20 protein-coding genes are annotated in these 21,824 nt (G+C 73.6%); 4 read left to right on the top strand and 16 right to left on the bottom strand.

The window, feature by feature from the left end:
* Positions 1 to 84 precede the first annotated feature (84 nt).
* Entirely contained in the window at positions 85 to 1,539 is a 1,455-nt protein-coding gene (gene lysS / locus ACSMXO_RS02270; protein WP_455419150.1) for a lysine--tRNA ligase, read from the bottom strand.
* Positions 1,540 to 1,680: 141 nt separating this feature from the next.
* Between lysS and ACSMXO_RS02265 the strand changes: the two genes are divergently transcribed.
* Positions 1,681 to 2,427, top strand: a complete 747-nt coding sequence (locus ACSMXO_RS02265) for a class I SAM-dependent methyltransferase (protein WP_346259057.1) — start codon at positions 1,681 to 1,683, stop codon at positions 2,425 to 2,427.
* A 98-nt stretch (positions 2,428 to 2,525) separates the two neighbouring features.
* On the opposite strand, the gene ACSMXO_RS02260 is transcribed toward ACSMXO_RS02265, so the two are convergent.
* The 7 genes from ACSMXO_RS02260 to ACSMXO_RS02230 all read right to left on the bottom strand — a co-directional run bounded on the left by ACSMXO_RS02260 (position 2,526) and on the right by ACSMXO_RS02230 (position 9,510).
* The gene (locus ACSMXO_RS02260; protein ID WP_346259058.1) at positions 2,526 to 3,284 is read right to left on the bottom strand and encodes a type III pantothenate kinase; all 759 of its coding nucleotides are present in this window, start codon (positions 3,282 to 3,284) and stop codon (positions 2,526 to 2,528) included.
* Positions 3,285 to 3,323: 39 nt separating this feature from the next.
* A complete protein-coding gene (nadC, locus tag ACSMXO_RS02255; RefSeq protein ID WP_455419149.1) occupies positions 3,324 to 4,211 on the bottom strand; it encodes a carboxylating nicotinate-nucleotide diphosphorylase in 888 nt (295 codons plus the stop codon).
* A complete protein-coding gene (locus ACSMXO_RS02250; RefSeq protein WP_346259059.1) occupies positions 4,208 to 5,908 on the bottom strand; it encodes an L-aspartate oxidase in 1,701 nt (566 codons plus the stop codon). Before ACSMXO_RS02250 ends, nadC begins: the two co-directional genes overlap by 4 nt.
* 191 nt (positions 5,909 to 6,099) lie before the next feature.
* A complete protein-coding gene (locus ACSMXO_RS02245; RefSeq protein WP_346259060.1) occupies positions 6,100 to 7,005 on the bottom strand; it encodes a septum formation family protein in 906 nt (301 codons plus the stop codon).
* Positions 7,006 to 7,148: 143 nt separating this feature from the next.
* Entirely contained in the window at positions 7,149 to 7,574 is a 426-nt protein-coding gene (gene panD / locus ACSMXO_RS02240) for an aspartate 1-decarboxylase (protein WP_455416525.1), read from the bottom strand.
* Between the two features lie 56 nt (positions 7,575 to 7,630).
* Positions 7,631 to 8,491 carry a pantoate--beta-alanine ligase gene (gene panC / locus ACSMXO_RS02235; RefSeq protein ID WP_455416524.1) on the bottom strand — a complete coding sequence of 287 codons (861 nt, stop codon included), beginning with the start codon at positions 8,489 to 8,491 and terminating at the stop codon, positions 7,631 to 7,633.
* Positions 8,488 to 9,510 carry a DUF2520 domain-containing protein gene (locus ACSMXO_RS02230; protein ID WP_455416523.1) on the bottom strand — a complete coding sequence of 341 codons (1,023 nt, stop codon included), beginning with the start codon at positions 9,508 to 9,510 and terminating at the stop codon, positions 8,488 to 8,490. The genes panC and ACSMXO_RS02230 overlap by 4 nt, the downstream gene beginning before the upstream one ends.
* Positions 9,511 to 9,735: 225 nt before the next feature.
* Here ACSMXO_RS02230 and ACSMXO_RS02225 point away from each other — a divergent pair, with 225 nt between their 5' ends.
* Both ACSMXO_RS02225 and ACSMXO_RS02220 read left to right on the top strand, forming a co-directional pair.
* Complete coding sequence (locus tag ACSMXO_RS02225) at positions 9,736 to 10,812, top strand: SAM-dependent methyltransferase (RefSeq protein WP_455416522.1); 1,077 nt, start codon at positions 9,736 to 9,738, stop codon at positions 10,810 to 10,812.
* 94 nt (positions 10,813 to 10,906) lie between these two features.
* Positions 10,907 to 12,070 (top strand): NADH-quinone oxidoreductase subunit D, encoded by a 1,164-nt coding sequence (locus tag ACSMXO_RS02220; RefSeq protein WP_346259065.1) that lies wholly within the window; start codon positions 10,907 to 10,909, stop codon positions 12,068 to 12,070.
* Positions 12,071 to 12,180: 110 nt separating this feature from the next.
* Here the strand turns inward: ACSMXO_RS02220 and ACSMXO_RS02215 are convergent, their stop codons facing one another.
* The 4 genes from ACSMXO_RS02215 to ACSMXO_RS02200 all read right to left on the bottom strand — a co-directional run bounded on the left by ACSMXO_RS02215 (position 12,181) and on the right by ACSMXO_RS02200 (position 17,457).
* Positions 12,181 to 14,481 (bottom strand): hypothetical protein, encoded by a 2,301-nt coding sequence (locus ACSMXO_RS02215; protein WP_455416521.1) that lies wholly within the window; start codon positions 14,479 to 14,481, stop codon positions 12,181 to 12,183.
* 145 nt (positions 14,482 to 14,626) lie between these two features.
* Positions 14,627 to 15,640, bottom strand: coding sequence for a glycine betaine ABC transporter substrate-binding protein (locus tag ACSMXO_RS02210; protein ID WP_346259068.1), 1,014 nt, complete (start codon positions 15,638 to 15,640; stop codon positions 14,627 to 14,629).
* Positions 15,641 to 15,912: 272 nt separating this feature from the next.
* Positions 15,913 to 16,644, bottom strand: coding sequence for an ABC transporter permease (locus ACSMXO_RS02205; protein ID WP_346259069.1), 732 nt, complete (start codon positions 16,642 to 16,644; stop codon positions 15,913 to 15,915).
* Positions 16,645 to 16,764: 120 nt separating this feature from the next.
* Positions 16,765 to 17,457 carry an ABC transporter permease gene (locus tag ACSMXO_RS02200; RefSeq protein WP_455416520.1) on the bottom strand — a complete coding sequence of 231 codons (693 nt, stop codon included), beginning with the start codon at positions 17,455 to 17,457 and terminating at the stop codon, positions 16,765 to 16,767.
* Between the two features lie 2 nt (positions 17,458 to 17,459).
* On the opposite strand from ACSMXO_RS02200, the gene ACSMXO_RS02195 reads away from it, so the two are divergent.
* Positions 17,460 to 18,491, top strand: coding sequence for an ABC transporter ATP-binding protein (locus ACSMXO_RS02195; RefSeq protein WP_455416519.1), 1,032 nt, complete (start codon positions 17,460 to 17,462; stop codon positions 18,489 to 18,491).
* Positions 18,492 to 18,732: 241 nt separating this feature from the next.
* On the opposite strand, the gene ACSMXO_RS02190 is transcribed toward ACSMXO_RS02195, so the two are convergent.
* From ACSMXO_RS02190 to ACSMXO_RS02175, 4 genes are all read right to left on the bottom strand, one after another.
* Positions 18,733 to 19,224, bottom strand: a complete 492-nt coding sequence (locus ACSMXO_RS02190) for a hypothetical protein (RefSeq protein WP_455416518.1) — start codon at positions 19,222 to 19,224, stop codon at positions 18,733 to 18,735.
* 154 nt (positions 19,225 to 19,378) lie between these two features.
* The gene (locus ACSMXO_RS02185) at positions 19,379 to 19,687 is read right to left on the bottom strand and encodes a hypothetical protein (RefSeq protein ID WP_455416517.1); all 309 of its coding nucleotides are present in this window, start codon (positions 19,685 to 19,687) and stop codon (positions 19,379 to 19,381) included.
* 118 nt (positions 19,688 to 19,805) lie between these two features.
* Positions 19,806 to 21,149 carry an ABC transporter permease gene (locus tag ACSMXO_RS02180; RefSeq protein ID WP_455416516.1) on the bottom strand — a complete coding sequence of 448 codons (1,344 nt, stop codon included), beginning with the start codon at positions 21,147 to 21,149 and terminating at the stop codon, positions 19,806 to 19,808.
* Positions 21,150 to 21,331: 182 nt separating this feature from the next.
* Entirely contained in the window at positions 21,332 to 21,811 is a 480-nt protein-coding gene (locus ACSMXO_RS02175; RefSeq protein ID WP_455419148.1) for a DUF3180 domain-containing protein, read from the bottom strand.
* Between the last annotated feature and the right edge of the window lie 13 nt (positions 21,812 to 21,824).

Here is a 21,824-nt window from a genome sequence, read left to right as displayed (position 1 = left end):
CCGCAAACAAGAGCACAATAGCCCGTTAGATGCTTGCTCCGTCAATAGGACGGCGAAACTACGCGACAAGCCGCTCGGCGGCAACTACTCCGGGCGGACCATCGGGAAGAGGATGGTTTCCCGAATTCCGAGGCCGGTGAGGGCCATCAGCAGCCGGTCGATTCCCATTCCCATGCCCCCGAGCGGCGGCATTCCGTACTCCATGGCCCGCAGGAAGTCCTCGTCGAGCCGCATGGCCTCGTCGTCGCCCTTGGCCGAGCGCTGGGCCTGGGCCACCAGCCGCTCCCGCTGCACCACCGGGTCGACCAGCTCCGTGTAGCCGGTGGCCAGCTCGAAACCGAGCACGTAGAGGTCCCATTTCGCGGTGAGCCCCGGCTCGTCGGGGTGCGCCCGGACCAGCGGGCTGGTCTCTTCCGGGTAGTCCCGGACGAAGGTGGGCTGGCGCAACGTCGGTACGACCAGTTCCTCGAAAAGCTCCTCGGCGAGCTTGCCCGGGCTCCACTGCGGGTCGACCGCGAGACCGACCTTTTCCGCGTATCCCAGCAGGTCGGCCATGCCGGTGCGGACGGTGACCTCCTCGCCGAGCGCCTCCGAAAGGGTGCCGTAGAGGGTCACCGAACGCCACTGGCCGCCGAGGTCGAACTCGGTACCGTCGGCGTGCGTCACCACATGCGACCCGGCCGCGGCGAACGCGGCGGCCTGCACCAGGTCACGGGTGAGGGTCGCCATGGTGTCGTAGTCACCGTACGCTTCGTACGCCTCGAGCATGGCGAACTCCGGGGAGTGCGAAGAGTCGACCCCCTCATTACGGAAGTTACGGTTGATCTCGAAGACCCGGTCGATGCCGCCGACCGCCGCCCGCTTGAGAAAAAGCTCGGGGGCGATTCGCAGATACAGATCCGTGTCTAACGCATTGCTGTGCGTCACGAATGGCCTGGCCGTGGCCCCGCCCGGCAGCGGCTGCAGCATGGGGGTTTCCACTTCGATGAAACTCCGGGCGTGCAGCGAATCGCGCAGACTACGCAGCGTCGCCGCCCTGGTGCGTACCATCTCGCGGGCCCGGGGCCGCACGATCAGATCGACATAACGCTGCCGGACCCGGGCCTCCTCGCTAAGCGGCTTGTGTGCCACCGGCAGCGGCCGGAGCGCCTTCGCGGTCAGCTCCCAGGAATCGGCGAGCACGGAAAGCTCCCCGCGCCGGCTGGTAATCACCTCACCGGTCACCCCGACGTGGTCGCCGAGGTCGACCAGCCGCTTCCAGGCGTCGAGCCGGTCCGGGCCGACCCGGTCGAGCGAGAGCATCGCCTGGAGTTCGGTGCCGTCGCCGTCCCGCAGCGTGGCGAAACAGAGCTTGCCGGTGTTGCGTACGAAGATCACCCGGCCGGTGACGGCGGCGACGTCCCCGCTCGCCGTGTCGGTCGGGAGGTCCGCGTAGCGGGCCCGGATCTCGGCGAGAGTCGCGGTACGCGGATATCCCACCGGGTACGGCTCGACGCCCTCGGCGAGCATGCGGTCCCGCTTCTCCCGGCGTACCCGCATCTGCTCGGGAAGGTCGTCCACGGGGTCGGCGGGGTTCGGGATCTGCTGGCTCACGGCATGCTTCCTCGGGAATTGTCGGCGGAGTTCGGCCCCGAGCGTACTCAAGTGCGCCGGCGGCGGGGCACTGGATAACCTCCAGGCATGGTCGACCAGTCCCACGCCCTCTCCTTCGGGGCCGCGGCCGAGAGCTACGACCGGTACCGGCCCAGCTATCCGGAGCCGGCGGTGGAGTGGGCGGTCGGCCGCCCCGCCCCGGCCGCGGTGCTGGACCTCGGCGCCGGCACCGGCATCCTCACCCGGGTACTGCTGCGGCTCGGCTACCGGGTGACGCCGGTCGAGCCGGACCCGGGGATGCGGGCCAGGCTCGACACCGCCACCCCGGGCACGGTGGCCCGGGCCGGCTCGGCCGAACGGGTGCCGCTACCGGACGGGTCGGTGGACGCGGTCGTCGCCGGGCAGGCGTACCACTGGTTCGACCATCCGGTGGCGCACGCGGAGGGGGCCCGGCTGCTGCGCCCCGGCGGGACGTATGCGGCGATCTTCAACCACCGGGACGAGTCGGTGCCCTGGGTGGCCGAACTGACCGCGATCACCGTCGAGCTGCTCGGCGGGCGCGGCGCCCGGAACGACGGACCCGGCATCGACGGCTACGGCCCGGCCTTCGCGCCGGTGGAACGGAACGAGTTCCGGCACAGCGTCACGCTCACCCCGGAGAGCCTGGTCGGGATGATAAGCACCCGGTCGCACTACCTCACCGCCAGCCCGCAGCGGCAGCGGGAGGTGGCGGCCGCCATCCGGGAGCTGACCGCCGGCCATCCGGAGCTGGCCGGGCGGGAGAGCTTCGAGCTGCCGTACCGGACGCTGGTCTTCCGGGGCCGGCGGCGCTGAGCCGACCGGCTCTCCGGCGATCGGGGACGCTGAGCCGGGCCAGCTTTCCGGCGATCGGGGACGCCGAGCCGGCCGGCGGGGGCCGAGCCGCAGGGGTGTCAGCGGTTGCGGTCGTAGACCATGCGCAGCCCGATCAGCGTGATCATCGGCTCGTGGTTGGTGATCGTCCGGCACTCGCCGATCACCAGCGGCGCCAGCCCGCCGGTGGCGATCACCGCCCGCACCTCGCCCAGCTCACCGACCATCCGCTCGACGATCCGGTCCACCTGGCCGGCGAAGCCGAAGTACATCCCGGCCTGGAGGCACTCGACGGTGTTCTTGCCGATCACCGAACGGGGTACCGCCGGCTCGACCTTGCGCAACTGGGCCGCCCGGGCGGCCAGCGCGTCGAAGGAGATCTCGATGCCGGGCGCGAACGCGCCGCCGAGGAACTCCCCCCGGCCGCTGATCACGTCGAAGTTGGTGGTGGTGCCGAAGTCGACCACGATCGACGGCCCGCCGTAGAGGGTGTACGCCGCCAGGGTGTTGACCACCCGGTCGGCGCCGACCTCCTTCGGGTTGTCGATCGCCAACTGCACCCCGGTCTTCACCCCCGGCTCGACGATCACGTTCGGGATGTCGCCGTAGTAGCGGGCCAGCATCGTACGCAGCGAGCGCAGCGCGGCCGGCACGGTCGAGCAGGCGGCCACCCCGGTGATCTCCACCGCGTCCCCGGCCAGCAGGCCGCGCAGCTTCAGACCCAGCTCGTCGGCGGTGGACCGGGCATCGGTCTTGATCCGCCAGGAGTGCACCAGCTTCTCGCCCTCGAAGGTCGCCAGCACGGTGTTGGTGTTGCCGATGTCGATACAGAGCAGCATGTCGTCAGTCCGAACCCCGAGTCGTGGCGCGTCCCGCCGCTACGCGGCGCGCGAGCGGAGGTCCAGTGCGATGTCCAAGATAGGCGAGGAGTGCGTCAGCGCCCCAACCGAGAGGTAGTCGACGCCGGTGGCCGCGTACTCGGCTGCGGTGGCCAGGGTCAGCCCGCCGGTCGCCTCCAGCTCGGCGCGGTCACCCACCGCCGCGACCACCTCGGTCAGCAGCGCCGGGGACATGTTGTCGCAGAGCAGGAAGTCGGCGCCGGCCTCCACCGCCTCCACCGCCTCGGCCACCGTGGTCACCTCGACCTGGATCGGCACCGCCGGGAACGCCTCCCGCACCCGCCGGTACGCCGCGGCGATACCCCCGGCCGCCAGCTTGTGGTTGTCCTTGATCATCGCCACGTCGTACAGCCCGAGGCGCTTGTTGGCCCCGCCGCCGGCCCGGACCGCGTACTTCTCCAGCGGGCGCAGTCCCGGAGTGGTCTTTCGGGTGTCCAACACGGTCGCCTTGCTGCCGCCCAGCGCCGCCACCCAGGCCCGGGTGTGTGTCGCCACCCCGGACATCCGGCAGAGCAGGTTCAGCGCGGTCCGCTCGGCGGTGAGCAGCCCCCGGGTCGGCCCGGTGACCGTGGCCAGCACGTCTCCCACGGCGACCTCGGCACCGTCGGTGGCCACCGGCAGCACCCGTACGCGCGGGCCGGCCGCCAGCTCGAAGACGGCCGCCGCCACGGCCAGCCCGGCCACCACGCCGTCGGCCCGGGCCACTACGTCGGCGGTGTCGACCTGGTCGTCCGGGATGGTGGCCAGACTTGTCACGTCCAGCCGCTCCGGCCCCAGGTCCTCGTCCAGCGCCGCCCGGGCGATGCGTTCCACCTCCACCGGGTCGAGCCCGGCCGAGCGCAGCGCCCGCGTGGTCGAGTCCGTCAGCACAGTGCCTCCCAGTCCTGTTGCAGGTGACCCGCCGGACCGATCGACCCGACCAGGTGCCCGAGCCAATCGTCGCGTGATTCCGAGTAATCCTCGCGCCAATGGCAGCCCCGGGTCTCCTGCCGGGCGTACGCGGCGCCGACCAGCGCCGCGGCCACCGTGACCAGGTTGGTCGCCTCCCAGCTCGCGGTACGCGGCGCACCCCGGGTCGCGCCGAGGGTGCCCAGCTCGGCGGCGGTCGCCCGGAGCGAGTCGGCGGAGCGGAGCACCCCGGCACCCCGGGTCATCGCCCGGGCCAGCCGCTCCCGCACCGCCGGGTCGACCGTCGCACCCTCGCCGCCCCGCCACGCCCCGGTCGGAGCCGGTTCGGCCTGTGCCGGCAGGTCCCGGGCGATGTCCTGGGCGATCCGGCGGGCGAACACCAGCCCCTCCAGCAGCGAGTTGCTGGCCAGCCGGTTGGCGCCGTGCACGCCGGTGCAGGCGACCTCGCCGCAGGCGTACAGGCCGGGGATGGAGGTGCGGCCGTGCAGGTCGGTGCGTACCCCGCCGGAGGCGTAGTGCGCGGCCGGGGCGACCGGGATCGGCTGCTCGGCCGGGTCGATCCCGGCCGAGCGGCAGGAGGCGACGATGGTCGGGAAGCGCCGGGCCAGGAACTCCGCGCCGAGGTGCCGGGCGTCCAGGAAGACGTGGTCGGCGCCGGTGGCCAGCAGTACCCGGTGGATCCCCTTGGCCACCACGTCCCGGGGGGCCAGCTCGGCCAGCTCGTGCTGGCCGACCATGAACCGCTTGCCGTCCGCGTCGACCAGGTGCGCGCCCTCGCCGCGCAGCGCCTCGGAGACCAGCGGCTGCTGGGCGGCCCGGGCCGGGACGCCGCCGCTGCCGGGTGCGGCCGGCGCCATCAGCGCGGTCGGGTGGAACTGGACGAACTCCAGGTCGGTCACGGCGGCACCGGCCCGCATCGCCAGCGCGACGCCGTCCCCGGTGGAGACCGCCGGGTTGGTGGTGGCGGCGAAGACCTGCCCCATCCCGCCGGTGGCCAGCACCACCGCCCGGGCCAGGATCGCACCGACCCCGTCCTCGCTGCCCTCGCCGAGCACGTGCAGGGTGATCCCGCAGGCCCGGCCGGGACCGGCCCAGCCGCCGTCCGGGGCCCGGAGCAGGTCGAGGACGAGGGCGTGCTCCACCAGCCGGATCCAGGGATCCCGGCCGACCGCGGCGTGCAGCGCCCGCTGCACCTCGGCCCCGGTCGCGTCGCCGCCGGCGTGCACGATCCGGTCCGCCCGGTGCCCGCCCTCCCGGGTCAGCATCAGCGAGCCGTCCGGGTTGCGGTCGAACTCGGCACCGGCCCGGATCAGCTCCCGCAGCCGGGTCGGCCCCTCCTCCACCAGTACCCGGACCGCCGCCGGGTCGCAGAGCCCGACCCCGGCCAGCTCGGTGTCGGAGGCGTGCGCGGCCGGGGTGTCCAGCGGATCGAGTACGGCCGCGATGCCGCCCTGCGCCCACCGGGTGGAGCCGTCGTCGATGTTGACCTTGGTCACCACGGTCACGTGCAGTCCCGCCTCGCGCAGGTGCAGTGCGGCGGTGAGCCCGGCGATGCCCGACCCGATCACGATCACGTCGGTCGTCTCCACCCAGCCGGGTGCCGGCGCGGCCAGCAGCCGGGGTACCACCGGCAGGTCGACGGTCGGAAACTGCATCACTCCAGTCAACCGCGTACCGGCGGGGTCGGGTGGCCCGGGGCCGGGAGAAGTGGCCTACGACGCTCCCCGATCCGGACGTACGGGCCGTCCGCTCCAGAGCGGGCCGACGGCCGGCCGGGACGGCGCGCTCCGATCGACCGGGGCGCCCGGCCGTGACGGTGCAGGTCAGGCGGGTTGATCGACCGGGATCAGCCGGTCCGGATCGGCAGGCCGGCCGCGCCGGCGCCCTTCAGCGAGCGGGTGAACTTGCCGTCCGAGACCCACAGGTAGCACCGGACCCCCCGGTTGCCCGCCGTCCAGTCGTCCCGCCCGCCGGGCAGCGTCACGACGCCGGTACGGAACCGGATCGTGCTCTGCGACACCCCGACGAACCGGGCGGCGACGGTGTAGCAGCCGTCGTAGAAGGGCTGCCAGTCGCGGTCCGCCGTCGGGTACTTCAAGGTCGCCGGTGCCCGCCACACCCCGGTGAACTCGCTGTTGTGCCGGGCCGAGCACTCCACCGGGGGCATCCGGTCGATCGTCTCGGTCCGGGTCAGGGTGGTGGCGTAGCAGCCCAGCCGCAGCGGCCCGGCCTGGCGCAGCGCGCCCTTCAGGCTCGCCGTCCGGCCGACCGCGTCGCCGTCCTCCTCGACGTTGGACAGTTCGGTCATGTCACAGCGGAACCACCGGGCCCCGGCCGCCCAGCCCTTCGGCGAGGGCACCGCCACCCCGAGCCAGAGCCGGCCGGTACGCCAGTCGGCGCCGAGGAAGGCGCGCGCCCGGCTGTCGCACTCGGCGTACGCGGTGGTGAACTGGGGCGAGCCCGGTGCCGGCGGCTTCTCCGCCTCGCCCGCCGCCCCGGCGAACGTGCCCACGTGCACGGTCTCCAGCCGATGGTTGGTGGTGCAGTCCACCGGCACGTACGACGACAGGTAGACCGTCTCGGAGAAGTCCGCCGAATGGCAGGTCTCGGCCGCCGGGGTGAAGACGGTCGGCTCGCCGACCGGAGCCCATGCGTTGGTGAGGTCGCCGTCCGTGCCGCCCGGAGGCGCGCAGCCGGCGACGCCGAGCAGCACTGCCCCGGCCAGCGCCAGGGCGCTCGTCCAACGGCGCATCGCGTCCTCCCCAGGGCGACCAACGGTCCGGATGGCTGCACCCTACGTTAACCGGCGGGGTCATCCGGACGGCGAGATCATCCGTCCGGCGGGTCGCGCCGGGGAGGCCGAGGAAGACGGCTGGCGACCGGCCGTCAGCCGGATCAGCCGGTGGCGACGAGGTCGCCCCGGACCGGGTCGCCGACCATCCCGGGTACCGTGCCCGCCGGGTCGGCGCCCAGGTCGAGGATCCGGTTCTCCGCGTCGACGTGCACGATCCGCGGCTGGTACGCCCGCGCCTCGGCATCGTCCATCTGGCCGTACGAGATCAGGATGACCAGGTCGCCGGGGTGCACCAGGTGCGCGGCGGCGCCGTTGATGCCGATCACGCCGCTGCCGCGCTCACCGGCGATCACGTACGTCTCCAGCCGCGCCCCGTTCGTCACGTCCACGATCGCGACCTGCTCGCCGGGAAGCAGGTCGGCGGCGTCCAGCAGGTCGGCGTCGACGGTCACCGAACCGACGTAGTGCAGGTCCGCCTGGGTCACCGTGGCCCGGTGGATCTTCGACTTGAGCATGGTACGGAACATCGATCATGTCCTCCGTGGTGCGGGGTTTCGCGGGCGGTCGACGGGCGGTCGACGGTTCAGCCGCCCGGTGCGGAAACCGGAGCCAGGTCGACCGGCATGTTGTCGATCAGTCGGGTGGAGCCGACCCAGGCGGCCACCAGCATCCGGGCCGGTCCGGTGGCCGGTGCCGGGCCCAGGTCCGGGGCGGTCAGCACCAGGTAGTCCAGCTTGGCGCCGGTCGTACCCTCGCCGAAGGCGCGGTAGGCGGCGGCGAGCGCACCGTCGGCACCCCGGCCGGCCCCGGCGGCGTCGCTGCCGGCCCGCAGTGCCGCCGAGAGCCGCAGCGCCGAGATCCGCTCCTCGGCGGAGAGGTAGCGGTTGCGGCTGGACAGCGCCAGCCCGTCCGGCTCGCGTACGGTCGGCACGCCGACGATCTCCACGTCCAGCTCCAGGTCGCGGACCATCCGGCGGACCAGGGTGAGTTGCTGGTAGTCCTTCTCCCCGAAGAACGCGACGTCCGGCCGGAGCAGGTTGAGCAGCTTCGCCACCACGGTCAGTACCCCGGTGAAGAAGCCGGGGCGGCTGGCGCCCTCCAGCTCTTCGCCGAGGCTGCCCGGGTCGACCCTGACCATCGGCTCGCCGTCCGGATACAACTCCCCCCGGGACGGGGCGAAGACGTACCGGACCCCGGCCGCCCGGCAGAGCGCCACATCGGCGTCGAAGGTCCGGGGGTACCGGTCGAAGTCCTCGTTCGGGCCGAACTGGAGCGGGTTCACGAAGATCGTCGCCAGTACGGTGTCCGCTCGCTCCCGGGCCGCCCGCAGCAGCGCCTCGTGCCCGGAGTGCAGGGCGCCCATGGTCATCACCACCGCCAGCTTTCCGGGCAGCGGCCCCAGGGTGGCCGTCAGCTCCGCCCGAGTACGCAACACCGTGGTCATCTCGGCCCACTCCCCCCGGTCACGGCGGTCACCTTCCGGTCCCGGTCGGCCAGCACCCCGAGCAGGAACTCGGCGTCGGCCGGACGGAGCCGACCGGCCGCGATCGCCCGATCGGCGGTGCGGCGGGCCAGCGCGAGGTAGCCGGGCACCGACTCCGGGGCGGTGGCGGTCAACCGGTCCAGGTGCCGGGCGATCGTACCGGCGTCGCCCCGGGACACCGGCCCGGTCAGCGCCGCGTCGGCGAGCCGCAGCGAGTTGTCCAGGGCGGCCCGGAGCAGCGGACCGAGCACCTTCTCCGGCTGGGCCACCCCGGCGGCGCGGAGCAGGTCCGCCGCCTCGTTGACCAGCGTGACGAGATGGTTCGCGCCGTGCGCGAGAGCGGCGTGGTAGAGCGGGCGGTCCGGTTCGGCCACCCACTCGGGTACCCCGCCGAGGTCGGCGACGAGCCGGACGGCGAACGGACGCAGCGACTCCGGGACGGTCACCCCGTACGAGATGCCGGCCAGCCGGTGCAGGTCCTCGGCGGTACCGGTGAAGGTCATCGCCGGGTGCAGGGCCAGCGGGTACGCCCCGACCGCGACGGCCGGGGCGAGCACGTCGAGCCCGTGCGCGCCGGAGGTGTGCGCCACCACCTGACCCGGCCGGAGCGCACCGGTCGACGCCAGCCCGGCGACCACCGGGGCCAGCGCGTCGTCCGGTACGGCGACCAGCAGCAGGTCGGCGGCGGCCCGGGCCACCTCGTCGGCGGGGCGTACGGCGGTCCCCGGCAGCAGCCGGTCGATCCGGTCCCGGGCGGCGGTCGAGACCCCGGCGGCGGCGACCACCCGGTGCCCGGCGCGGCCCAGCGCGGCACCGAGCACGGCACCGACCCGACCGGCACCGATCAGGCCGACGGTGAGCTGGCGGGGGAACGAAGGATGCGGCTGGCCCTGGCCGGCGCGGTCACGGCTCGGGGCGGCGGCCGTCGGCCGGGCCGACCCGCCGGAGGCGGCGGTACGCGGGCGCGCGGAAGCGCTCATAGCGGTGATCCAGTCCTCGATAAGTGGTACCGGTCGATCGCAAGTATGCGCCGTCCGGCCAGCTCGGGACCAAGGGGTTGTGAAAACCTTCACCGCTCGCCGGGTCCCGCTCCGTCGGGGCGGCGACGCCCTCCACCAGGGGCGCCACCGCCACTCGACGGGTGGATCAGGATCAATGCCGGCGGTGGCGTTCGGTGGCGGGTCGGCGCCGCATAACCTGGGCCGGTGCCGATCGGATGGCGAGCCGCGATGACCACCGCGCTCTACGGTGACCACGGGTTCTTCGTCAGCGGCGCCGGGCCGGCCGCGCACTTCCGGACCAGCGCGCATGCCGTACCGGTGCTCGGCGGCGCCCTGCTGCGGCTGCTGGACCGGCTCGACGCCGCGCTGGGCCGGCCGGACCCGCTGCACGTGGTCGACGTCGGCGCCGGCCGGGGTGAACTGCTCGGCACGCTGGCCCGGCTCGCCCCGCCGGAACTCGCCGCCCGGCTCCGGCTGACCGCGGTCGAGCTGGCCGCTCGCCCGGACTCGGTGCCGGAGACGATCGGTTGGCGCTCGGACCTGCCGGAGCGGGTCGTCGGGCTGCTGCTCGCGACCGAGTGGCTGGACAACGTACCGCTGGACGTCGCGGAACCCGGCCCGGCCGGCTGGCGACGGGTTCTCGTCGACCCCGGCACCGGTGCGGAGTCGCCCGGCGGCCCGCTCGACGCGGCCGAGACCGAGTGGCTGGCCCGCTGGTGGCCGACCCCGCCAGACGGGCCGTTGCCGGGCCGGGTCGAGCTGGAACTGCCGTTGCCGGGCCGGGTCGAGATCGGGCTGCCCCGGGACGTCGCCTGGGCCGAGGCGGTCGGCAGCCTGCACCGGGGGCTGGCCCTCGCCATCGACTACGGACACCTGCGGGACACCCGCCCGCCGCACGGCACGCTCACCGGGTTCCGGAGCGGCCGGCAGGTGGATCCGGTACCGGACGGGAGCTGTGACCTGACCGCGCACGTCGCGATGGACGCGGTGGCGGCAGCCGGTACGGCACGGGCCGGCCGGCCGTACACCCTGGTCGAGCAGCACACGGCACTGCGCGCGCTCGGGGCCGACGGGCGGCGACCCGCGCTGGCGCTGGCCTCGACGGACCCGGCCGGCTACGTCCGGGCGCTCGCCCGCGCCTCCACAGCGGCCGAACTGACCGATCCGGGCGGCCTCGGTGGCCACTGGTGGCTGCTCCAACCGGTCGACGTCGATCCGGGCCCGTCCGGGTGGCTCAACCCAGAACCCGCTGGACCGGCACCCGGACGAGCCGCGAAATGACCTCGTGGTCGCCGGCCCGTCGTACCGGACGGCCAGCCGGTCACGGGACCGCGGTCGACTCGGCCGGCGATGCGGCCGGGCGGATCGTGGCACGATGGCGGGCATGACTGCCGACACCGGCGCGCTGCGGGAGCTGACCGTCGGCACCGGGGCGGGCCTCGACACCGCCGACATGGTGCTGAACATCGGGCCGCAGCATCCGTCGACCCACGGCGTACTCCGGCTCAAACTGGTGCTCGACGGCGAGCGGGTGATCTCCTGCGAGCCGATCGTCGGCTACATGCACCGGGGTGCGGAGAAACTCTTCGAGGTACGCGACTACCGGCAGATCATCGTGCTCGCCAACCGGCACGACTGGCTGTCGGCGTTCTCCAACGAACTCGGCGTGGTGCTCGCGGTCGAGCGGATGATGGGGATCGAGGTGCCGGAGCGGGCCGTCTGGCTGCGTACCGCCCTGGCCGAGCTGAACCGGGTGCTCAACCACCTGATGTTCCTCGGCTCCTATCCGCTGGAGATCGGCGCCATCACCCCGATGTTCTACGCGTTCCGGGAACGCGAGACCCTCCAGGCGGTGCTGGAGGAGGTCTCCGGCGGCCGGATGCACTACATGTTCAACCGGGTCGGCGGGCTCAAGGAGGAGGTGCCGGCCGGCTGGACCCGGCGGGCCCGGGCGGCGATCGGCGAGGTGCGCCGCCGCCTGCCGGACCTGGACAACCTGATCCGGCGCAACGACATCTTCCTGGCCCGTACCGTCGGGGTCGGGGTGCTCTCCGCCGCCGATGCGGCCGCGTACGGCGCCTCCGGCCCGGTCGCCCGGGCCTCCGGGCTCGACCTCGACCTGCGCCGCGACGAGCCCTACCTGGCGTACGGGTCGCTGGAGGTGCCGGTGGTCACCCGGAGCGCCGGTGACTGCCACTCCCGGTTCGAGGTCCTGCTCGACCAGGCGTACGTCTCACTCGACCTCGCGGAACGCTGCCTGGACCAGGTCGACCGGATCAGCGGTCCGGTGAACGTGCGGCTGCCCAAGGTGGTGAAGGCGCCGGAGGGGCACACCTACGCCTGGACCGAGAACCCGCTCGGGATCAACGGCTACTACCTGGTGTCCCGGGGCGACAAGACCCCGTGGCGGATGAAGCTGCGCACCGCCTCGTACGCCAACGTGCAGGCCCTGGCCACGCTGCTCCCCGGCTGCCTGGTGCCGGACCTGATCGCGATCCTGGGCTCGATGTTCTTCGTCGTCGGGGACATCGACAAATAGCGCCGCCGGGTGCCTGCCGACGAGTAGCCGCAGACGACCGACCGCGGACGACCGACCACGGACGGGTGGCGGGGACGGGTGGGCCCGGACCGGTGGCGCCGGGATGGTGGTCAGCGCCAGTCGCCGTCGGCGGGGTAGCCGCCGTACTCCGACCGCCGGGTGCCGCCGGCCCGGGGCGACTCGTCCAGCGGCGGGTAGCCGTACTCCTCGTCCTCCCGGTGCCGCCGCCCTCGTCGGGCCGGCTCCGGCTCGGGCTCCTGTCGGGGCGGACCCCAGACAGAGGCCGGGTCCACACCTCCGGCGGGCAGCGCCGGAGCACCGCCGGACGGCTCCCAGCCCCGGCCGTCGCCCAGGTTGCTGCTACCGCCGCGGCGGGCACCGTCGCCGCCGGACCAACCGCCGGAGCCGTGCTGACCGCCGGACCGCCGGTCGTCGCTGCGGGGCTCCGACCACTGGCGACCGGCCCGCCGGCTCTCGTCCGGCCTCGGCTCCTCCCGGCGCATCTCCGCCCAGCGGTCCTCGACCCGGAGTTCCGTACCCGACTCGTCGGTCCGCATCGACGCCCGCCGCTCGCCCATCCGGACCTCCCGGCCCCGGTCGTCACTGCGTACCGAGGCCCAGCGGTCACCGGCCCGCAGTTCCGCCCAGTACGAGTCGTCGGCCGGGTCACCGGTCTCCGGCTCCGGCTCGGCCGGGCGGCCGCGCCAGCCGCCGCCGGGCCGCGCGTCCCGCCCCTCGTCGGCGGGCTCGGCGGACCGCCGACCCCGCGCCGCCTGCGGGTCGGCCAGGTCCTCGTCGCGCCCGTCCCGCTCGCGGCCGCCGCCACCGTAGCCGCCACCGCCGTACGTACCGCCGCCGTACGTACCGCCGCCGTGACCCCCGCCCTGGTCGCCGGCTCCGTAGCTGCCGCGCTCACCACCGCCGTAGCCGGCGCGGTCGTCGCCGCGGCCGTAACCAGCCAGGTCGTCGCCGCCGTGACCTGCCCCGCCGTCACCACCGGGGCCGTGGCGCTCCCCGCCGTAGCCGCGTGCGCCACGCTCGTCACCGCCGCCGTAGCCGCCACCGGACCGGCGCTCGTCACCGCCGCCGTAGCCGCCACCGGACCGGCGCTCGTCACCGCCGCCGTAGCCGCCACCGGACCGGCGCTCGTCAGGGCTCCGGCCCGGACCGCCGGCCCGCTCCTCGGCACCGCCGTAGCCGCCGCCGTAGGTACCGCCGCCGTACGTACCGCCGCCGCCGTAGCCGCCGGCCTGGCCACCGCCGCCGTAGACGCCGTTTCCGTAGCCGCCCGAATGGGCACCGCCGTAGACGCCGCCGCCATACGTCCCGGCGCCGTAACCGGCCCCGTGCTCGTCGTCCTCGTGACCGCCGACGATGGTCTGCCGGGTGGTCACCTGCACGGTCTCCGTGTGCCGGACGATGCCCCGGCCGAGCGGCGGCCCGGACACGCCTCCGGGACTGCCCGGCATTCCCGCTGCGCCGCCCCGATGCGGCCGGGCGCCCTGTGCCCACGAGTGGCCGTACTGCCCGGGCTCACCCGCTGTGCCGTCGTCCCGGCCGTACCGTCCCCGGCCCGCCCCGGCCCGGCCGCCGTCGGAATGGCCGCTCGCCCGGTAGCTGCCGCCCTGGTAGGCACCGCCGGGCCGGCCGGGGAATTCGCCGGTGTCGCCCTGGTCCGCAGCGTGCGACGGAGCCGCAGCGTGCGACGGAGCTGCAGCGTGCGATGGAGCCGCAGCGTGCGACGGAGCCGCGCCCCCAACCGCCCGGCCTGGCCCGTCCGGGCGGGAGCCGAAGCCGTCCCGAACCGGTCCGCCCGGCGCCCAGCCCGCCGGGGCCGGCTCGTCCGGCATCCGCGCGGCCCGGCCCGGATCCGTGGGTGGTGCCCAGCCGCTCTGGCCCGGCTCGGCCGACGTCCGTCCGGCGGGCACGCCGGCGGCACCGGCCGCACCGCCGACCATCGCCGCGGCACCGACCGGACCAGTCGCGGCGGCCGTCGCGGCGGGAGCGGAGGCGGCCGGCGCCGCCCCGCCGGCCCGGACGGCGTCGAGCTGGCCACGCAGCGCCTCGACGTCGCCCCGTACGACCTCCAGCTTCTCGCCGAACGCCTTGTGAGTGGCCCGGGCAGCAGTGGCGATGTCGTTGCGCAGCTCGCCCCGAAGGTCGTCGAGTTCCTCGATGAGGGTCTCCTCCAGGTCCAGCCGGACACCCTCCGAGTCGCCACGCAACGTGATCGACAGTCCGATGAGTACGACCGCCAGCACGGCGAGCACCGCCGCGATCCGCAGCGGCCCGTTGCCCTGTCCGACCAGGAGTAACAGGGCGGCCAACGGAGCCAGCCCCACCCCGACCCAGAAGAGGACGGTCAGCAGCGGCCTACGGCGGGTTCCCTCGGGGGCCTCGCGGGCTGACATGGCAGTCGAGCCTACCCACACTTACCGGGGACCGAAATGGCGGCGGCCGGCAAAGCGGGGGCCGGCCGACGCCACGTACGGTGACATCGACCGGCCCTCGGTCAGCTCCGCTCCTCGCCCGGGAGGTTCACCCCCGCGCCGACGGTCAGCTCGTGGCCAGCGCGCCGTCCGACGAGAAGACCAGCCCGACGCTGATCGTGCCGGTGGTCAGCGCCGACTTGGTCTGCGGGCCACCGGCGTCGAGCGAGTCGAACCGGCCCGCGTTGAAGTTGTAGACCTGCACCAGCCCGGCCTGGCACTTCGGCCGCTGGGGGCACTCCGGCGGTCCGCCGAGTACGGTCGCCGAGCCGGAGCACTTCGCCGCCAGCTCGCTGAGCGTCCGCACGCCGTACTTGTCGGCGAACTCCCTGGTGACCGCGAACGCGTTCTGGTCCTGGGCGGCCGACGGCTTGCCGAAGGTGATGCCGACCTTCTCACCGGCCGCCTTCAGCCCGGTCACCGTCTGGTTGAGATCCGGCGAGGAGATCGGCGGCGGGGTGGCCCCGCCCTTCGCGTTCACCTTGTTGTTCAGGAAGTCCGCCATCGTCGCGGCGTACTCCGGGACGACCTGGATGTCGCCCTTCTCCAGCGCCGGCTCGTAGAGCTCGCGGTTGCCGATCTGCTGGACCTTGACCTGGTAGCCGGCGGCCGTGAGGGCGATCCGGTACAGCTCGCCCAGGGTCTGGTTCTCGCTGAAGTTGGCCGCGCCGACCGTGATGTTGCCGGTGCCGCCGGTCGGGATGCCCGCGGTGAGGTTGTTGGCCGAGGCGAACTCCTCGGCGGCCACCTTCGGGGTCTTGCGCTCGACGTCGACCGCCTTGTTCAGGGCGATCAGCTTGCTGGTGTCGAGGCTGTCCGAGACCTTGTCCAGGGCCGCGACCAACTGCGGCTGGGCCGCCTTGCTGTTGATCGCCGGGATGATGTTGTCGGTGTTCTGGAGCTTCTTGTCGTCGTCGAGCACGACCAGGCTCGACCCCGCCACCGGTGCGCAACCGGCGCCCTGCGCCCCGGTGGCCGGGGCCTGGGTGCCGGAGGAACCGGCCCCACCGCAGCCGGCGAGAAAGCCGGCCGCGACGACGGCACCGGCGGCGCCGACTGCCAGACGTGAACGTGTACGCATGAAAACGCCCGCCTCCTGTGTCCCGGCGCGGCCCGGGTGGGCCGGCCGCGTGTCCGACGGGCGACGTGTCAGGACGGTCGCCCGCGACCTCTCACGAAACATCCTCTCGTCAGGTACGACAATCCGCGGCGCGCTTCGTCACCGGATCGTCACGCAAAGGGGTACGATTCGCACAGAGTTGACCACTCTGTGTGATAGTCACGCGTGCTGGGCGGGCCGATCGGGTCCCACCGGGGCTGCGGAAGGTGATCAGACCCACACCGGCCTAGCGGTCAGGAGCCGGTGATCGCCGCCGCCGCCCGCTGGTCGGCCCGCCGGATGATCCGGCGTCGGGCGCGGCGCAGTGGCCGGGGCGTGACCAGCCGTTCCACCAGCGCGAAGACCAGCTCGACCAGCAGCGCGAGCAGGGCGACGAGCAGCCCGCCGGCCAGGATCTGACCCCCGCCGACCGAGATGCCCAGCCCGAACCCGGCGCTGATGATCTGGCCCAGCCCGCCCCCGTTGACGAACGAGGCGAGCGCGGCGGTCGCCACCACCTGCACCGCGGCGGTCCGGAACCCGGCCGCGAGGTAGGGCACCGCGAGCGGCAACTCCACCCGGCGCAGCAACTGCCCGCCGGAGAGCCCCATCCCGCGCGCGGCATCCCGCACCTCCGGATCGACCTGCCGGATCCCGGTGTACGCGTTCGCCAGCAGCGGTGGCACCGCGAAGACCGCCAACGCGATGATCACCGGCCGCTTACCGAAGCCGAGGGTCAGCGGCAGGATGGTCAGCAGCGCGATGGTCGGGATGGCCAGCGTGACGTTGGAGACCAGCACCACGATGCCGCCGCCCCGCCCGGTGTGGCCCAGCCAGAGCCCGAGCGGCCAGGCGACCAGGCAGCCGAGCGCGACGGCGGCGGCGGAGATGCCCAGGTGCTCGACCAGCCGGTCGAGCACACCACCGGGGTTGGTCCAGTTCAGCGGGTCGTTGAGCCAGACGACGGCCTGCTCGATCGGGTTCATCCCTGCCCACCTCCGGTCCGCGACCGCGGGGCTCGCGACACCTGCTCACTCCGCGCGCTCACCCCTGCCCACCTCCGGTTCGCGACTGCGGGGCTCGCAACACCGGCTCACTCCTCGCGCTCACCCAGCGGCTCCCCGACGCCGTGCCCACGGGGTGAGCAGCCGACCGAGGCCGGCGAGGACCAGGTCCAGCACCAGGGCCAGGAGTACGCAGAGCAGCGTCCCGGTCATGATCTCGGCCTTGAAGAAGTTGTTCCGGAACCCGCCGAGGATGAGCTGCCCGAGCCCGCCGTGCCCGACCAGTACCCCGACGGTGACCAGGGCCACCGTGGAGACGGTCGCCAGGCGCAGGCCGGTGAAGATGCCCGGCAACGCCAGCGGAAGATCGATCCGGAGCAGTCGGGCAAACCGGCCGTACCCCATGCCCTGGGCCGCGTCCCGGACCTCCGCCGGCACCTGGTTGAGGCCGGCGAGCGCGTTCCGGATGATCAGCAGCAGGGCGTAGAGGACCAGCCCGAGCAGCACCGTCGCCGTCCCCGTCCCGAGGTACGGTGCGACGAAGGCGAAGAGCGCCAGCGACGGGATCGTGTACAGCACACCGGAGAGTGCGAGAATCGGCCCGGTGAGCGGCCGGAACCAGTACGCCAGCACGGCGAGCGGGATCGCCACCAGGGCGGCGATCAGCACGGCCTGGGCGGTGAGGGAGGCGTGCTCCCGCAGTGCGGCGAGGATGGTCTCCGAATTGCCCTGCACATAGTCCCAGGAGAACCACGGATTACCCGGGTCAGCCCGGTCGATCACCCGGAAGGACATACGTGGACGTTACCCCGGAGGCCGGCTCCGCCGGGCCCGCCGGCACCACGGGTGCCGCCGCGATAACCCTCGACCAGGTACGCAAGCAGTATCCCGACGGCACGGTGGCGGTCGGCGAGCTGAGTCTGGAGGTCAAGGCCGGCGAGCTGGTCGTACTGATCGGGCCGTCCGGCTGCGGCAAGTCGACCGTGCTCCGCATGATCAACCGGCTGATCGAGCCGACCTCCGGGCGGATCCTGCTCGGCGACGAGGACGTCACCCGGGCCGATCCGGTACGGCTGCGGCGGCGGATCGGCTACGTGATCCAGAACGTCGGGCTCTTCCCGCACCAGACCATCACCACGAATGTCGGCACCGTGCCGAGACTGCTCGGCTGGCCGAAGGCCCGGATCGCGCAACGCGCCACGGAGCTGCTGGACCTGGTCGGTCTCGACCCGGCCACCTTCGGCCCGCGCTATCCGCACGAGCTCTCCGGTGGCCAGCGGCAGCGGGTCGGGGTGGCCCGGGCCCTGGCCGCCGATCCGGTGGTGCTGCTGATGGACGAGCCGTTCTCCGCCGTCGACCCGATCGCGCGGGCCCGGCTCCAGGAGGAGTTCCTGCGGCTCCAGGCAGAGGTACGCAAGACGATCGTGCTGGTCACCCACGACCTGGACGAGGCGGTCCGGCTCGGTGACCGGATCGTGGTGCTCTCCCAGGGCGGCAGGCTGGAGCAGTACGCCAACCCGGCGACCCTGCTCGGCGAGCCGGCCTCGGCGTTCGTCCGAGAGTTCGTCGGGACCGACCGGGCGATCCGGCGGCTCGCGGTCACCCCGGTCACCCGGGACCTGCTCCGTCCGCTGCCGGCCGACCCGGCCACCATCGGCGGGCTGCCGGCCGTGCCGCTCGGGTCGTCGCTCTACGACGCGCTGGCGGTGCTGCTGCGGACCAACTCGGACGACGCCCGGGTGACCGGCGAGGGTGGCGAGCCGGTCGGGACGGTGAGCCGGCACCAGATCCTCAGCATCGACTACCCGGCCGACCCGGTCGGCGGATAGCCGCTCTCCGGCGCCCCGCCCGGGCGGGCCGGCCCCGTCCATCTCCGGACGCGGCGGGCAGGCCGACGTCGCCCGTCCAGGACATCCCCCGGTCGACCGGCGCGAACACCACCGGCACCGCCGGCACCCGGCGCCCCGAGTGATCCGGTCGCGGGAGGGAGGCGAACGGTCACTCCGGGCGCCGTCGGGCGGGCGTCCGCCCGCCCAGGGGGCCGAGGTCGTGCCCGGGCACGGCGCGAACTCAGTGCCGGCCCCGCCAGCCGCCGAGGGTGGCCAGGCCGATGATCCAGCCGACGAAGAAGCCGTACGCGGCACCGCTGCCGGCAGCCTGGAAGGCGCCCAGCAGTGACGGGTTGCTGCCGATCAGCGTGGCGAACAGCGCCGCGAACGCACCGGCGAAGACGTACGCCGACCAGCCCGCGAGGAACTGGCTGAGGGTGCCCCGGGCCCGGGCCAGTTGCGAGCCGGGCAGCAGGTAGAGGAAGACCCAGGTGAGCACCACCACCAGGATGGCCTTGAGGTCGGCGGCGATGACGTTCTGGATCGTGTCGTCCGAGTCGAACCGCCAGGCCGGCCAGGCGAGCAGCCGGAGGAACCAGCCACCCGCCGTGTCGGGGTCGGTCTCGTCCCGGGCCCAGTCGGCGTACCAGGGGCCGCCGAAGACCAGGACCAGTACGAGTGCGGCGAGCGTGCCCGCACCCGTGGCCGTCTTGTACCTATTGGTGAGAGCCATGCACGGGGTAATTCCCAGCGGAATCTGATCGCGAAACCCGGTGCCGGATTTCCCGGAATGCGCCTGACTTCAACCGATGCACACTATTGGCGTACCGATAGCGCGATTTACCGGACTCGTTCCCGCCGGCGGATCCACCCGGCCGGCGTCCCGGTCAGTGCTTCTGTAGATAGTCGATGAACGCGGCGCGGAGCAGCGGCGCGGTCTCCTCGTAGCCGTGGCCGGTGAACTCCCGCCAGAGCGCGACCGCCTCGTCCACGGTCGGTCCGGCCGCGTTCGGCGAGCCGTCCAGCGCCGCCGCCTCGTCCGCGTTCGGCAGGTGCCGGATCACCGACCAGAAGAAGCCGATGTCCCGCCGTTCCCGGGCCAGCGCGAAGGCCCGCTCGCGCAACTCCTCCGTGGACAGCGCATCCAGCTCGGCAAAGGTCGGCGTGGTACGAGACTCGGGATCCGATTCCGTCATAACGCCGAGCCTATCCGCCCGAACCGCCGCAAGCCGCACCCCCGCCCCCGACGGATCACCGGTCTGCGGGCGTCCCAGCGTCGGTCGGACTACGGCTCTCGACCGGCAGCCACCCGGGTCACCGGTCCGGCGCGTCCCAGCGGTCGCCGCCCCAGCGGTCGGTCGGCTGGCCGGGCAGCGAGGAGGTCCACGGCTCCGGCGGCTGGGGCTGGGTGGTGTCCCAGCTCGCCCTCGCCGTCGGCGGCTCCTCCACCCAGTCCCGGTCCCGCTCGGCGTACGACCGGGGGCGGCCGTTCGCCTCGATCAGCCGGGTCACCACCAGACCGGCGGCCACCAGCACGGCGGCGAGGGCGGTCGGCGCGATGTCCAGGTCACGCTCGTCGGCGTACCGGATGAACAGGGCCAGCGCGACGGTCGCGAGCAGCCCGCCGGCGATCCCGCCCCGCCGCCCGAAGGCGCTGGCGCCGCCGAGCAGCGCGGCACCCATGGCCAGACCGGTCCACTCGATGCCGGTGGTCGGCGCCACCGGCCCGGTGCCGCCGGACGCGAGCAGCATCCCGGCGGCGACCGCGAAGACCGTCGACAGCACCAGGCCGAGCGTGACGATGACTCCGGCGGCCCCGCCCCGGCGCAGCGCCGGGTCACCCACCGGCCGGAACCGGCCGACGGCCCGGCGTACCGTCTTGACGGTGCCGAAGAGGCCGGCCAGCACGGCGACGGCGGCGAAGCCGGCGAAGAGGTAGACCGCGTGCTGGGTCGGGTCGTACTCGCCCTGCACGTCGACCGGTGCGCTCCGCTGCTCGATGAAGACGATCACCGCGAGTCCGGCGGCGAGGCTGGCCGCCCAGCCCGGCACGTGGAAGCCCACCACCAGTACCGCGATCACCAGCCCGACGGCCACCCCGGCGGCCAGCGCCGGCAGCATCGCCTGGACGACACCCCGGTCGGAGTTCTCCGCGAAGTGCAGCGCGGCGGCGACCGCGACCGGACCCAGCGCGAGATTGGGGGCGGCGATCCGCAGGGTCAGCCCGGCGCCGAGGGTGAGCAGCCCGATCGCGGTACCGAAGACCAGCAGGCTCTCCCGCTGCGCGCCACGGAGCAGGTCGGGATAGTCCCGGTTGCACAGGAAGAGCAGCACCGCCACCACGACCAGCAGCACCAGCTCCCAGAGCAGGTGCACGGCGATCCGGTCCCGGCCGGGCTCGCCGTGCGCGGGATCGTCGAAGACGTTCTCCAGCGCGGCCGGCGAGACGTTCCGCCGCCTGGTCGGCTCGACCGGCTCCGGGTCGGCCGCGACGGCCGGCTCACCACCCATGAACCGTCCGGTGAGGTGGCTCGACGACGTACGGGTGTCGGCGTCGTACCCGGGGTCACCGCCGTACCGGGGATCCTCCCGCTCGCTGGTACCCACCGGATCCGTTCCGGGGTCCCGTCGCCGATAGATCGAATCGTCGTACGCCATTGCGCGCGCCTCCTGTTTCGTCCCGCCGAACAGGCTCCGACCCGGGGCGGCATCCGGGACCGGAGCGGTCGGACTGGGCCCGATCCAGTGAAGCGAGCGGATCTGGCCCGGTCGGAGGCACCGTACCCGCGTGCACGCCCGGCCGTCACCCCCGGTGCGCGTCGATTCGGCGCGCGACCTGCTCAGCGCTCGTCGCGCCGACCCACGTCGTCACGCTGTGAATCTTGATCATCACGATCGGGTACCCGGCAGGAGCGCTCCAACCAGAGCGCCGCGCCGACCAGGGCGAGCGAGGCGCCGAGTCCCGCACTGGCCGCCGGTACGTCGTTGGCGGCCGCCCGGGTCCGCTCGATCAGCAGCCAGACGTCCAGCCCGGCGTAGAAGCCGGCGAAGATCGACCCGGCCAGCGCCGACGCCTTGGCCAGTACGACGAACCGGGCCACCGCCAGCGGGTCGACCGGATCCCGGCCGGGCTTGCGCTCGATCCGGGCCCTGGTGTTCGCGGCGGCGTACCCCTCCAGGGCGGCGAGCGCGAGCAGGGTGACGATGGGCAGCCAGGGCAGCGGCGGAATGTGGCTGTAGAAGCTGCTGACCAGCAACCAGGCCAGGGCCGCCGAGGCGAGTCCGGCCACCACCAGGGAGGCGGGTCTGGTCGGACCCATCCGCCCGCGCTCG

Source organism: Plantactinospora sp. DSM 117369, from assembly GCF_053764795.1.
This window is presented reverse-complemented; position numbering and strand designations above follow the sequence as displayed.

Excerpts from the sequence above, each read along its gene's own strand:
- ACSMXO_RS02175 (WP_455419148.1), bottom strand. The coding sequence starts at position 21,811 with ATGGGTCCGACCAGACCCGCCTCCCTGGTGGTGGCCGGACTCGCCTCG.
- panD (WP_455416525.1), bottom strand. The coding sequence starts at position 7,574 with ATGTTCCGTACCATGCTCAAGTCGAAGATCCACCGGGCCACGGTGACC.
- ACSMXO_RS02230 (WP_455416523.1), bottom strand. The coding sequence starts at position 9,510 with ATGAGCGCTTCCGCGCGCCCGCGTACCGCCGCCTCCGGCGGGTCGGCC.
- ACSMXO_RS02260 (WP_346259058.1), bottom strand. The coding sequence starts at position 3,284 with ATGCTGCTCTGTATCGACATCGGCAACACCAACACCGTGCTGGCGACC.
- ACSMXO_RS02205 (WP_346259069.1), bottom strand. The coding sequence starts at position 16,644 with ATGAACCCGATCGAGCAGGCCGTCGTCTGGCTCAACGACCCGCTGAAC.
- ACSMXO_RS02200 (WP_455416520.1), bottom strand. The coding sequence starts at position 17,457 with ATGTCCTTCCGGGTGATCGACCGGGCTGACCCGGGTAATCCGTGGTTC.
- ACSMXO_RS02220 (WP_346259065.1), top strand. The coding sequence starts at position 10,907 with ATGGCGGGCATGACTGCCGACACCGGCGCGCTGCGGGAGCTGACCGTC.
- panC (WP_455416524.1), bottom strand. The coding sequence starts at position 8,491 with ATGACCACGGTGTTGCGTACTCGGGCGGAGCTGACGGCCACCCTGGGG.
- lysS (WP_455419150.1), bottom strand. The coding sequence starts at position 1,539 with ATGCGGGTACGCCGGGAGAAGCGGGACCGCATGCTCGCCGAGGGCGTC.
- ACSMXO_RS02265 (WP_346259057.1), top strand. The coding sequence starts at position 1,681 with ATGGTCGACCAGTCCCACGCCCTCTCCTTCGGGGCCGCGGCCGAGAGC.
- ACSMXO_RS02185 (WP_455416517.1), bottom strand. The coding sequence starts at position 19,687 with ATGACGGAATCGGATCCCGAGTCTCGTACCACGCCGACCTTTGCCGAG.
- ACSMXO_RS02245 (WP_346259060.1), bottom strand. The coding sequence starts at position 7,005 with ATGCGCCGTTGGACGAGCGCCCTGGCGCTGGCCGGGGCAGTGCTGCTC.
- ACSMXO_RS02215 (WP_455416521.1), bottom strand. The coding sequence starts at position 14,481 with ATGTCAGCCCGCGAGGCCCCCGAGGGAACCCGCCGTAGGCCGCTGCTG.
- ACSMXO_RS02210 (WP_346259068.1), bottom strand. The coding sequence starts at position 15,640 with ATGCGTACACGTTCACGTCTGGCAGTCGGCGCCGCCGGTGCCGTCGTC.
- ACSMXO_RS02180 (WP_455416516.1), bottom strand. The coding sequence starts at position 21,149 with ATGGCGTACGACGATTCGATCTATCGGCGACGGGACCCCGGAACGGAT.
- ACSMXO_RS02250 (WP_346259059.1), bottom strand. The coding sequence starts at position 5,908 with ATGCAGTTTCCGACCGTCGACCTGCCGGTGGTACCCCGGCTGCTGGCC.
- ACSMXO_RS02190 (WP_455416518.1), bottom strand. The coding sequence starts at position 19,224 with ATGGCTCTCACCAATAGGTACAAGACGGCCACGGGTGCGGGCACGCTC.